Origin of the sequence: Dyadobacter alkalitolerans DSM 23607 (assembly GCF_000428845.1) — a bacterium.
Lineage (GTDB): Bacteria > Bacteroidota > Bacteroidia > Cytophagales > Spirosomataceae > Dyadobacter > Dyadobacter alkalitolerans.
Genome location: NZ_AUAS01000004.1, coordinates 77,205 through 89,839 on the forward strand (window position 1 = coordinate 77,205; position 12,635 = coordinate 89,839).

A 12,635-nucleotide genomic window follows, 5' to 3' on the forward strand; every position below is an offset into this window, starting at 1 on the left:
GTATTGTTAAACAAGGCCAAACCTGTTTACATCTTTACAATTTTCCGGTCGGCACCATTCACCCGGATCACGTAAATGCCGGGCGTCCAGTTGCTAATATCCAATTCGAAAGTCAGCGTATCTGGTTTATACGACTGCATTTTTCGACCGGCAGAATCGATAATTTCAACCTCCCGTATTCTACTTTCAGACTCGATGCGCATCGACGAAGCAGTAGGGTTTGGGAATATACGGATCGTTTCCTGACTTGCAATCTCGGAAGTGACAATGCTGCTGAATGCATAAGTGCCGTCGCGGTCCGTCATTTTTAGACGGTAATAATAGCGTCCGGCCGATAAATTCGGGTCTTGGAACTGGTAATCCGTGTTTTTGGCCGCATCGCCCTGCGCATTCACGCGGCCGGCTTCGCTGAAATTTTTGGCATCTGCACTTCTTTGTATTTCAAAATAAGCGCTGTTGGATTCCTGGGAAGTCTGCCATTTGAGATTGGTAAGGTTCCCTTCTGCATTTGCGCTCAGACTGATCAATGTTACGGGCAGCGGGCTGCCGGCACTTGTAGTTAACGCATTGGGATACAGTGGAACGGACAGGCTGTTGGTGGCTTTTCCGGCCAGCACTTTTTTGGTATAGCCGCCCAGCGCCATAAACCAGTCGGGCGTAAGGTCATAACCGTCCGCATCCAGTGAAAGGAACCAAGTGGCGCCACCTTTTGGTGTGTGGTCTGCAAATTTTTCCATTTTAAAAAAGGAAGTTGCTTCATCCACTTCGTCAAACATGGCCAGATAAACCATGCTGGCACCTTCATTGATTACATTTTGTGACTGCTGCCATAGGAAACTGCCGCCATTGCGCGGAATAGAATTCTTCACGGCTCCGGCGGGATTATTGCGGAAAGTTTGCAGATTGAACCACGAGAATCCAGGAAATATCACGGGCATATAATCAATGCTCTTAGGCGCCAGATAGGCCATGTCCGGCCGTATTGTGTTGTTGGCGAATTCATTGGCACCACTTTCGCTGCTGTATCTTCCCACCGACCACGGACTGATCACATCCAGCTTGTCATACACAGCAAGCCAGGCCGCCGAATGCTCGCGCCAGTTGTTATTGAGCCCGCCCATGATATTTGCGCGGTATTTCGGGTCGTCGGTCGGATCATTCGGGTCGCCTTCTTTGAACCATTTCACAAGCTTTTCCGATCGTTCGGCGGTTGCTTCGGGGTTGGACGCCAGGCCTATCCCCCATAATGCAACGAGCGGTCTGCCCTTATGCCAGAGATAGTTGCTTTCAGAGGTTACGCCCATTTCATCCACCAGTCGTTTCCAGTCTGCTATAACCTGCTCTGTAGAAGTAGCGTCACCTCCGGACAAATCGTACATGATCGCATATACCCGCCCGTATTTGTTGCTGGCAGTCTGCACATTTTCCAGCACTTTGTCAAAATGCCTGTGTACGCGCGTATCAGTCGTGCGGAAGTAGTCCAGGAAGCGCTGCTGAAACACGCCATCGATCTCATGTTCCTGCATCCATTTGAAATGCTCGTCGACCGTATTGTAGTTATAGCTTGTAAACAGCTTGGCCGGAGAGCCGTTGGCATAAACCATATTTGTTGCTACCAGCTCATTTTGCGGATAATCACCCATGTATGGCCACATATCCACCGTAGCATTTGCATGCTCCGGCGCTCCGCCAAACCAGTGCAGCCACCAGTTATGCGTTGGAGATCCGTCGGTAGGCACACCAAACCAGCCCTGATAGCCAAACATTACTTTACCATTCAGCGTATTGTCTGCCGGGTCGGCGGTGGTTGCCGAAGCAGGTTCGTAAAACTCGATTTCATCGATCTTTGCCGTGATGCTGCCTGTTAAGGGTTGGTTAATGCGGAAATAATTAATGGCGGCCAGGTTCGGATTTCCTTGCTTCGTGGCGTCGGCCAGGTGCAAAATAATGTGGTTCCAGCCATTCTGGATCTTCTGGGCAGCAAGGTTCCAGCGATAGGCGTCGCCGGACGCCTGCCCTGACGAGGAGAAGACAATGTCGCCGGCCCCGCTGAGCGGACTTACATCCGAGACGTAGAGCCAGAATTTAACAATCCCGCCGGTTTCGCTTACAGCCGTATTGAATGGTGAAGCATTGAAAATAAACCAGTCCGGGCCCGATCCGGTGCGGGTGAGGGAGCCACTTCCCAGGATTTTGTTCGCATTGTCGACCGTGACGGAATTGGTGCCCGACCACCCGGCCTGGTTGTCGGCAGCGCTGAAAATCTTTGCACCGATCAACTGACTGCCTTCGTAGCCCTTGGTAAAACGAATGTTATCGATCTTGATAACAACAGATTCTCCGGCATTGATAAATTTGTAATACCTGAAAAAATTAATTGCCGATAGATCCGGATTGCCCGATTTCCCTGCCGCACTCAACCGCAGCACGACATTGTTCCAGCCATTTCGCAGGTTTACGCCGCCCGTTCCCCAGCTGTATTCGTCCGTGTCGGGATTGCCTGAGCTGGTGATCTCGAACTGTCCTTCGGAGGAGCTGAATTTGGTAATGTCAGACACGAAAAGTGAGAATTGCAGATAAGCAATGTTCAGGTCGCTGGCTGCGATGCCGGTGTTGATAGGCGTTGCAAAATTTTTCCTGAAACGTTCGGTGTTGCCGCCTTCGGATTTAATGGAAAAGTTGCCTTGAACAGGGGCATCATTATCCAGGCTGAGCGCATTGCCGCCACCGCCCCAGCCGCTGAGCGCCTCGCAATCATCCACAGGCGTAACCTGCGCATAGCCGGGAATGACATAGAGGCTGAGCAGTAACAGCAGTAAATAGTGCTTTTTCATAGTAAGGATTTATAGGTGAAAAATCCAAATCTAGATCCCGACCTATAATTTTTGCTTAACTATGAATTAATAAAGAATTAATTGGAGAATTTTTTTTGAAAAAATGAATGACAAAAAGCGAATCTTAGATGCATAAAGAGACTCTATTATAAGCGAAAAGGGCCAATCCCGAAGGACTGACCCATTTTCTTAACGTTGAGTATAAACATCCAATTATAAGCATTGTTTATAAACAGGATGTTTCGTCCTAAGCAGACGTCAATCTTTTCTTATTATAACAATATGCAATTTATTTTGCGGTAACGGAGGGGTTACAAAAACGAGGGAAATCAGATTCGGATCAGTTCGGAATGAACTTAGGGACCATGTTATTTTTTGGTTCGAGGGTTCTCAGATAGGCATACATCGCCCTCAAATCTTTTTCTTCTATGCCCGAATACATTGCCCAGGGCATCACGGTGTTCATATCTTTCGGGCCTACTTTGGGGGTTACGTAATTGGAGTCCTTGTAAATTTTGAAGCGTTTCACAAAGGCTTCCTCACTCCACGAACCAATCCCGGTTTTAACGTCCGGCGAGATATTTTGGGAAGTGACGGTTCCGGATGGAAGTTTAAATTCCTGGCCTCCTCCGAATTCACTGCCCGGCACAATGTCGCCTTTTTCCCGCTTGCTATGGCAATCCACGCAGGATGCAGATGTTACCAGATATTTGCCTGTTGCCAGAATATTATCTTCGGAAGGCCGTTTGCCAGGCGCTGCCTTTGCTGGCATTGTATTGAGTAAAATTGAAACCGGAAAATCGGGCTCAGAAGCCGGAATATCCTTTTTAACCGGGCTCAGCGTCCGCAAATATGCGATAATGCTGTGTACATCTTCGGGGTCCATTTTGCCATAAGCGTGATAAGGCATAACCGGAAACAATGCTTTCCCATCTTTATTAACGCCCGTTGTAATTGCACGGAAAAGTTCGCCGTCGGTCCAGCTTCCTATGCCGTAGGGTGTGATGTTTTTGGAAATAAATTTGCCGGGGAAACCTAGTTTCTGGTCGAAGATCTCGCCGCCGCTACCCATATCCACGCCCGTAACCGGACCAGCAAACAGGCTCCAATCGCGTGTGCTGTGGCAATCCATACAGACAGTGACATGATTGGCCAGATACTTGCCGCGTTCCACTCTGGCAGGCGTTCTTTCAACCGTAAGCTCCGGTGCATCGCCGACATTGGGAAGGGCTAGTGTAACATAAGAAGCAGCCGCAACAGCCACCACAACAAAAAGGAGAATGATGATTCCGATAACTTTGAAAAGTTTTTTCATAGGGTCCGATCAGGGTTTTTACAAATTGCAAAAGTAAAAAAACCGGACACTTTACAACCAGCTAAGAGCTTCACTCTGAGTTCTTTTCGGCGGAACTTATTAAACGGTCGGTGTGTGTGGGGATGGGCGAGGTGGGGATGCAACGAATGAACGAATGAGCACGAATCGCATTCGTGCCCATCCGTGCATTCGTTGCACTATAAAGAAATCAATTATTTGATAATCTGATCAATAAGCGGCTGATAATGTGCTTGCTGACCGGAGTCGGAAAGCCAGTCGCGGACGATGAATTTGAAAAACAGCATAGGCGGCTCATGATGGTCAATAGCCGCCTGGAAATAGACCGTGGCCTCGCTTACATCGCCAATGGAAGCATTTACAATGCCCATATCATAATTGGAAACCACCTGTGTTTTGCTCAGCGAGGTCATTTGGGTGAGGATATCACGGGCACTTTCGGTTTCATCAGACAATCCGAACAAAACACCGCATGCACTGAGCGTAATGCCATTATAATTGATTTCCAAAGCCGTTTCCAGCGCTTCCTGTGCCTCGGGATAGTTTCTAAGGGTGATCAGGTTGAGGCCAATGATCAGGTGGCCACCCCAGAATGAAGGTTCCAGAGCTACCAGCTTCTGTCCCTGTTCAACGGCTTTTTCGAAATTCCCTGCAATCCAGTAAACATACGCTGCGTAAAAATTATTGATCAGCGAAAAGGGTTCGAGGGATAATGCCTGCGCAGTTTTTTCCAGCGCGTCGTCATAGCGATCGCTCAGCGCCAGATAGAGCGCATATTGTCCGATAAGGTCGGCTGCATTCCAGTTCAGTTCCAATGCTTTAGCAAAAGAGGCGGATGCGTTTTTGAAATCCCACTCATGCAGCATTTGCATCCGTGCTATGGCAAGATAACTTTCCCCAATGCCGTCGTCGAGTGCAAGGGCCTGCTCGGCGGCATGCTTCATCAGCGGCAGCGCCTTAGCCGCGGGAAGATGCCGGTAAAACCACATATTAAGATAACACGACGCAATGCCGGCATAAGCGATCGAGTAGGTGGGGTCCAGGGCAATGGCTGACTCAAAATAGCCGATGGCTTTCTGGTATGTGTCCGGCCCGGCAAACTTGTTATGGTAAAACCGGCCGCGCAGATAGAGCTGGTAAGCCGCTTTATTGTTGGTGTATCGTTTGAATGTGCTGATAGGTTCATCACCCAGCAGCTGGACTTTGATCGCATTCATGATGGCCAGTGTGATTTCGTCCTGAACATCGAAAATGTCGTCCAAGTCACGGTCATAATGCTCAGACCAAATGTTTGCCCCGTCCGCAGCACGGATCAGCTGCACATCGATCAGCAATTTCTCGCCCGAATTCCGGATGCTTCCTTCCAGAATGTTCTCCACGTTGAGCTGCTCGCCAATGTGTTTCAGATCCTGATTCTGACCCTTGAAAATGAAAGATGAAGTCCTTCCCGCAACCTGTAAGCCCGGAACGCGGCTTAATACATTGATGATCTCTTCGGTAACCCCGTCGCTGAAATACTCCTCTTCGGGATCGTAGCTAAGGTTTGTAAACGGTAATACGGCAATGGTTGGTTTCATGGCTTGATAAGTTTGAATATTCAGTATTTTACTTGCAACTATCTTATGCAACATTGTGTCTGAAAGAAAAACGGCAAACCCAATGGCTGCACTATGAAAAATCTTTTACGTCTATGCCTTCTTGTTATCATCGTCGCCTCGTGCATCACAGATAGCAATGATCCTTCTGAGCGATTTCCCTTCGACGGCACAGGTTACCGGCCCACGTACAGCTCCGCCGAAGATGCAGCCCGGATAGAGGTTGTCGCAGCGCAGCCTTTGTCAAAACCAGGGAAGATATATGTGCTCGACAATTATCTTTTCATTAATGAATCCGGCCATGGAATTCACATCGTCGATAATTCGGATCCTAAAAACCCGAAAAACATCTCCTTCATTTCCATTGCCGGAAATTACGACATGGCAGCGAAAGGGACGTTTCTATATGCAGATAATCTCACAAATCTGGTCGTTTTCGACATTAGCAATCCAAAGTCTCCCAAGCTTACCAAGACAATTCCCAACGCTGTTCCCGGGACTGAATATCCGCCTGTCAACAATGTGTATTTTGAATGCGTAGAAAGTAAAAAAGGCATTGTGACAGGTTGGGAGAAAGTGCCCATGGCAAAGCGACCCAATTGCTTCCGGTAAGCAACATTGAAATATCCGAATATTCACGTGAAAGGCAGAAAACGCAAGGTAACCATGAAAAAAATTGCTCCATTTATATTTGTAGGACTGGCTATTCTTGGATTAGTGCTGATCCTGACAGGCTGCGAGGATGGCGGGAACGATTCAGCATTGAACCCGCAAACAGGCTCCGGCGGTTCGATGGCGCGCTTCGCGATAACAGGCAATACGCTGTACATCGTTACCAAGCAATCACTCGAAGTGTATGACATTGAGAACGGGGCGAATCCTGTCAAAGCGGTAAAAAAGGAAATGGGCGTTGGGATAGAAACCATATTTCCCTACCGTGATAACCTTTATATAGGAGCCATGGACGGCATGTATATTTTCAATAACACCGATCCGCGGAACCCCAAATTAGAGAGCAAATTTCAGCATATCCAATCATGCGATCCGGTGGTGGTGCAGGGAAAATATGCGTATGTAACATTGCGTAGCGGTGTTACCTGCCGGCCACAAAATTCAACCAGCTCGCTTGACGTCGTGGATGTGAGTGACCCGGCCGCGCCGAAAATGGTCCACACACAGCGAATGACCTCGCCTTACGGCCTGGGTGTCTCGGGAAACAGATTGTTTGTGTGCGAGGGAAGCGTCGGGCTGACCGTGCTGGATATCACCGATCCTACCAAGCCAGTCTTCAAAGAAACAATGGGTGATCTGCCCGCTTATGATATCATTGTCAGGGATAAGCATCTGATTGTTACAGGCGAAAAAGGCCTTTTTCAGTACAAGCACGACAACGCGGACAACATTGAATTTTTAAGTAAAATCCCGGTCCTATGAAGTTATTTCTCGCTGTTTTTTTGGGTTGCTGCTTGTCGGGACTCGCCTCTTTTGGTCAGATAGACGCTGAAACGGCCCAAAAGCATGTGATCGTAAAGTTTGCGCCCTTATCGCTTGTTGATTTGGATAATGCAGTTCAATTCGGCGTCGAAGTTCCGTTGGGTAGCACGGGGATGTCCTTGCAGCAGGATTTGGGCTATGGCCCTGCCGCAATGAACACCTGGTACAGCCCGGGAGTCGACCGGCCGAATAAGGAGGTGTTCAAAAGCAGGACGCAGCTTCGTTATTATTACCTCACAAGGCGCCGCATGAAACCCTACATAGCTGGTGAATTGCTATTAAAAAAAGTGATTTACAGGGATAATAAATGGGTTGAAATGGATTGTGACCAGCCCTGGGGGAATTGCGGTTATATTGAGAATACGCTTATCAAAACCAGGCGCATGGTGCATGCCGGTCATGCCAAAGCCGGCATGCAGTTCTATTTCAGCAGCCGGATAGCGCTTGATCTTTTCGCAGGAATTGGCTTCCGCAACATCCGCGTGCGGACCATCACCGACCTCCCCACAAACACAAGAATCCCCCGCACCGACCGCTGGTTCGAATACGACACACCCAACGAAAGTGAGTTCCTGCCCAGCCTGGCCATGGGCTTTCATTTCGGGATTATTCTGGGGAAGTTTGATGATTAAATCTTAACCTGCAATGTCACATAATAACCTCTTCCGTCTGAGGGGAGGATGCCGGGGCCGGGGTAGCCGGTGGCGCGGCGGGTGAAGTACATTTCGTTGGTGAGGTTGTTGATGCTCGTTTCTAGTTTCAGGCGCTTCCATTCATAGGAGAGGCTGAGATCCATGATCTTGTAGGCCGGGATGATGCCTACTACGGACGAAACGCCTCCTTCAACGGCATTAGTCGCTTCCGAAAACTGGTCGGTCAGATGCGTTAGCTGGAAGGAACCTTTCAGCTTTTTGTATCCAACTCTCAGACCGGTTTTTAAATTTACCTTTGGAACAAATTCAACTTCATTGCCCTGAACACCAGGGATTTCGCTGTTTTTATATTCCGATTTTATGAAAGCAATGTTGGCAAAGAGCACAGTGCTCCAATCCTTTTCTTCCGGGTTTGCCAGTTTGAAAAAATCAGCTTCTGCATACGACTCAACACCCGTAATAATGGCCTGGCCAACATTGCTGCGCAGCCTGAGAACCCGGTTGCTTTCGTCATAAAACTGCACTTCTCCGATCCGGTTGTTATAGTTGAGGTAAAAAAGGCTGACGTCGTAATTGAAAAATGCAGTCTGATGGCTTCGGAAACCGAGGTCAATGCTGTAACCTTTTTCGTCTTTCAGGTTCGGATCGATCACAGAGGAAGGATTTGAAATGCGCATGTCACTGAATGTGATCGAGCGGTAGTTTTGCGAAATATTTCCGTAAATCTCCACATTTAAATGTGGCTTATAGCTGACACCGACACCTGCCAGGACAAACTGGCGCCCGTTTTTACGATTTTCCTCGGTGCGCGTAATGTTGATAATGTTGCCCGCCAGATCGCGTGAGATGTTACCATAAAAGCCATCTGCGGTCGTTTTGATATACTCAAATCTTACACCCGGCGTAATGGAGAGCCGGTCGGAGAGATAAAAAATGCTCTCTGCAAATAGCGAAACGTTCCTGTTTGGAAAGCGGTAATCGTAAGTAATGAAGCGCTCTGGCTCGACGAAATTGAAATCGGCATCCTTAGCACTGGTTCCGACCCCTTGCAAACTGTGATTATAGCCATGGTAAAAACGCCCGCCAACAAGCAGTACGGATAGTTTTTTGGCTACAAAATACCTTTTCAGATAACGCGCCTCAGCGCCCCAGTTCGTAAAATTACCCTTGATCAAATCGCGCTCGCTATTGTCATCGATTGTCGCGACGCGGTTTGGCCTGAAACCCAATGAATAGCGGTGTGCCGAAAGTCCGAAAAACCTTACATTGAAATCACTGGTTTCACTTAATTTCTGGTCAAAATGCAGGGCGAGCATGTTCCAGCCAACCTGAAACCAGTTTCTTTCACGGTTGGTCTGTCTTGGATCTTGCAGAAACATCGCATCAGAAAGGCCGCCCGGCTGATTTGCAAGATAATCCATGTGCGTGACATCAATGCCAATGCTGGTTTTATCCGAAATTTTATAGTCGATATCTGCGTATGCCGTTTTGTTCTGAAAATGCGAATTCTCCCGCCAGCCGTCGCCTTTTTTGTATTGAAAAAAAGTGTAGTAACTCAGCTTTCCCACCGTGCCGCTGGCGCTGGTGAATGTGTTATAAAAGCCAAAAGACCCGACGCTTTGCCGGGCAGTGATTTCCAGTTTTTTGCCCGCTACGGGCTTGCGCATCACAAAATTGATCAACCCGCCGAACTGCGTGCCATATTGCAGCGATGCCGCTCCGCGAACGATTTGAATGCGGCCCACGGCTTCGATAGGAGGGGTGTAGTAACTTTCAGGGTAACCCAGCGCATCGGCGCTGATGTCGTGGCCATTCTGGCGCACATTGAAGTTGGAAGTCCGGTTTGGATCCAGGCCGCGGCCACCAATGCTCAGCTGTAATCCGCCGCCGTCATTTTCCCAGATATTAAGACCTGCAACCCGTGAATAAACCTGCCGCGCATTGTTGGTAGATAGGTTGGCAACGAGCTGATCGGGCGTAACGACTTCGGATTTTTTGCCTTCATAAATGCCCATATTTTCAACCCCGCGAAGGCGCGAGAAACCGAAATCCGTTGCTTTTTCGGTGACGGTGAGCTCCTTTAAATTCTGGTCGCTGGGAATGCCGGAAGTGGTGGCAGTGCTATCCGGTTTTGGCGTTTTTTTTTCGGTTGTTCGCGATTGTGCATGGGCGACACTTGAAAGGGCCAGTAAAAAAATGATAATGTTAAAGCCCTTTGATCTCATCATTGAAAGGAATAATCCAGGATTTGTGTTGGAAAGAATCAGTTTGTTTGGCCAGGTCCACCGCCGGATCGATTATGGGCTTGCCTATTCTGCCATTGAGCGCCACATAGGAATCGACATAAACCTGTGGCGTTTTGAAACCCGCCGCCGCGTAATGGTCGCGGAGCATGTGTGCGTATTGCAGGATCATATCGGGCTGGGTGGACATCATTTTTTCCTGCAAGCGCGTCAGGAAGTCGTTATTATTTACGATTTGTTTCTTGCCTGAGGCGTCGGTAACCGTGAATTGCGTGTAACCGGCTTTTTCCATCAGCATAACCCGCCAGGAAAACCGGTAACCTTCCTCCGTCCAGAAAAGCTCATCGGAATACATCAGATAACGGAATGGGAAGGTGATTTGGAATGTAAAAAACAGTGCAAAAACGGTCAGTAATAAGGGTTTGGCAATGCCTAAAACAATGTACGAGCGCTTTGGTCTGATAAATTGGATCGGCAGATTTAAAGCAAAACTAATAGCGTCGATGATTTTCTGGTGCAGTTCTCCCGGAAAAAAAATGAACGCAGTCACGATCATAATGTATGGAAACATGCCGATTGGAAAGAGGACAGCCGTTAATAAATGAAAAATGATTACGGAAATGAATGCATAGGGACGCGTTTTTTTGTTCCAAAGCAAAAATCCAATGCTCAGATCGTAAACGCAGCCGGCCCAGCTGAACAGGTAGGGCGTCCATTTGTAATTAAATAAACCACCGATCACGGGCAGATCATTCTGCGCAGGAAGCCAGATTTTCAATGGTAATGCGTGTAAAAGCCAGTCGCTGTTCAGCTTTGCCAGGCCGGCGTAAAAATAAATGATGCATACCAGCAGCCGGATGCTGTCGATGCACCAGCTGGGGAGCTGGTCGGCCAGTAACTTTTTGTTTCGGAAAGCGTCGAAGGAAAATGATGCGTGGGCAGGCAGGAAAATCAACATAAAGCTTACCATACTCACGAAATAGTAGTGGTTCAGGTAAGTGCTTTTGTCCATTAGCTCAATGTATGTAAAGGATAGGAAGAGCATAATGGCCGATAACCTGTAAAATAACCCGGCAGCAACCAGCAGGGAGGCCACACCGCAAACCCCGAATAAAGCATAAGTCCATTCTCCCAGCGGCCGGATGAATTCGAAGCCGAAAAAGGGAAAATGGAATTTTGGTAAAATATACAGGTCGCTGATCCAGCCTTTTGCCCAGAAACGGCAAATGCTCAAAAAGAGCATGATGCCGAAAATGACCCGGAATAAGGCCAGCGTTGCAGCCGGAGAATATCGGTTGAAATATGCCCGCATGACTGATGCGTTTAGTCGCCGTCGTTATCGGTGTAGGTGATGGTAATGCTCATTGCCGAGGTCATGTCCACTTTCAGCATACGAACTGCCTTTTGCATTTCGGTATAAGTGTCCTTCATTACCTGATTATTGGTTTTAACCTCTTCGTATAAGTTCGGTTTCAAGGCATTTAGCTTGGATTTGCTTGCATCAAATTGTGCATTAAGCAGCTCGGTAAGGGGTTTGCCTGTGCCGCTGTCTTTGGCGCCCAATGCATCCAGATAGGTTTTCAGAGACGGCCCGGTTCCGTCCGCTTTTACACTTTTTCCATTGAAGAAATCGACATAAGCCTGGTGCGCTGTTTTAGCAAGTGCCAAGGAAATATCTTTTTTATAAAACGCTTCCACCTTTTCAGGCGCGGCAATGCCATTGAGCATGGCTCCCGAAGGAATTCCAAACTTCCCGGAACGAATATAACGCTCGTAATGAAGTACATAACCATTGACCAGCAAGGAAGTTGAAGACCCGATATCGAGTCCTGTTTTGGTAGCGAATGTTTCTTTATACGCACCTTTCCATTCACTGGTAACTTTATCAAGAATGCTGTCCATGCGATCGGTAACGCGTTTGATATAAGCAAGTTTGGCGGCGGCATCGGGCGCTGTTGTGTATTGGGCAACAATGGCTGCGTCGGTTGCGCCGATGCCGTTGATCAGATAATCCAGCGCAGGAAATCCCTGACGGGGGTAGGAGTCCGGCGTTTCCAGGCTGGCAGCCGGATTGGCGATGTTTGCGGCGATGCCTTGTTCGCTGGCTGGATAAATGTTGAAGAAATTACGGATCGTGTGTTTTTCTCCCGGCCCGAAATCAAAAAGCTCGACCTTTTGCCATTCTGTGTAGGCGTCGGCCCAGCCTGCGCGGAAATCTGTAAGCGTGGTGGCGTCCGGTTTAGCGATGAATGCATTGGACTTGGTTACCATGGCATCAAACTTGCCCTGGAAATTGTCGTATGAAGGGATGATAATGTTGTCGGCAAGATGCGTCAGCATGGCTTTGCGGTCCTTGCCATCCTCAACTGGTTCCGGCTCGGTTTTTTCCTTTGAATCGGAACAGCCCAGGAAGAACACGGTCAGCAAAATGGGCAGATATTTTTTCATCGTTTTGAGTAGTCAGGTTTTAAACAACAAATGGT

9 protein-coding genes are annotated in these 12,635 nt (G+C 48.2%); 3 read left to right on the forward strand and 6 right to left on the reverse strand.

Translation table 11 applies throughout. The annotated features are described in order from the left end of the window. Nucleotides 1-26 precede the first annotated feature (26 nt). The 3 genes from G395_RS31050 to G395_RS0108815 all read right to left on the reverse strand — a co-directional run bounded on the left by G395_RS31050 (nucleotide 27) and on the right by G395_RS0108815 (nucleotide 5,744). Nucleotides 27-2,834, reverse strand: a complete 2,808-nt coding sequence (locus tag G395_RS31050) for a T9SS type A sorting domain-containing protein (protein WP_051350074.1) — start codon at nucleotides 2,832-2,834, stop codon at nucleotides 27-29. A gap of 340 nt (nucleotides 2,835-3,174) precedes the next feature. After that, nucleotides 3,175-4,149 carry a c-type cytochrome gene (locus tag G395_RS0108810; protein WP_026629715.1) on the reverse strand — a complete coding sequence of 325 codons (975 nt, stop codon included), beginning with the start codon at nucleotides 4,147-4,149 and terminating at the stop codon, nucleotides 3,175-3,177. A gap of 212 nt (nucleotides 4,150-4,361) precedes the next feature. Further along, on the reverse strand, nucleotides 4,362-5,744 hold the full coding sequence (locus G395_RS0108815; RefSeq protein ID WP_035360942.1) for an AraC family transcriptional regulator: 1,383 nt from the start codon (nucleotides 5,742-5,744) through the stop codon (nucleotides 4,362-4,364). Nucleotides 5,745-5,837: 93 nt separating this feature from the next. On the opposite strand from G395_RS0108815, the gene G395_RS0108820 reads away from it, so the two are divergent. From G395_RS0108820 to G395_RS0108830, 3 genes are read left to right on the forward strand one after another with little or no spacing between them, the layout of a single operon-like run. Beyond that, nucleotides 5,838-6,374 (forward strand): LVIVD repeat-containing protein, encoded by a 537-nt coding sequence (locus tag G395_RS0108820; RefSeq protein WP_026629717.1) that lies wholly within the window; start codon nucleotides 5,838-5,840, stop codon nucleotides 6,372-6,374. 54 nt (nucleotides 6,375-6,428) lie between these two features. Next, a complete protein-coding gene (locus tag G395_RS0108825; RefSeq protein WP_026629718.1) occupies nucleotides 6,429-7,196 on the forward strand; it encodes an LVIVD repeat-containing protein in 768 nt (255 codons plus the stop codon). Beyond that, nucleotides 7,193-7,888, forward strand: coding sequence for a hypothetical protein (locus G395_RS0108830; RefSeq protein WP_026629719.1), 696 nt, complete (start codon nucleotides 7,193-7,195; stop codon nucleotides 7,886-7,888). Before G395_RS0108825 ends, G395_RS0108830 begins: the two co-directional genes overlap by 4 nt. Here the strand turns inward: G395_RS0108830 and G395_RS0108835 are convergent. From G395_RS0108835 to G395_RS0108845, 3 genes are read right to left on the reverse strand one after another with little or no spacing between them, the layout of a single operon-like run. Then, nucleotides 7,885-10,137 (reverse strand): TonB-dependent receptor family protein, encoded by a 2,253-nt coding sequence (locus G395_RS0108835; RefSeq protein WP_229204087.1) that lies wholly within the window; start codon nucleotides 10,135-10,137, stop codon nucleotides 7,885-7,887. The genes G395_RS0108830 and G395_RS0108835 overlap by 4 nt on opposite strands. Further along, complete coding sequence (locus G395_RS0108840) at nucleotides 10,115-11,464, reverse strand: HTTM domain-containing protein (RefSeq protein ID WP_026629721.1); 1,350 nt, start codon at nucleotides 11,462-11,464, stop codon at nucleotides 10,115-10,117. Before G395_RS0108840 ends, G395_RS0108835 begins: the two co-directional genes overlap by 23 nt. An 11-nt stretch (nucleotides 11,465-11,475) precedes the next feature. Then, nucleotides 11,476-12,600: an imelysin family protein gene (locus G395_RS0108845; protein WP_026629722.1), complete on the reverse strand. Its 1,125-nt coding sequence runs from the start codon at nucleotides 12,598-12,600 to the stop codon at nucleotides 11,476-11,478. Nucleotides 12,601-12,635 lie beyond the last annotated feature (35 nt).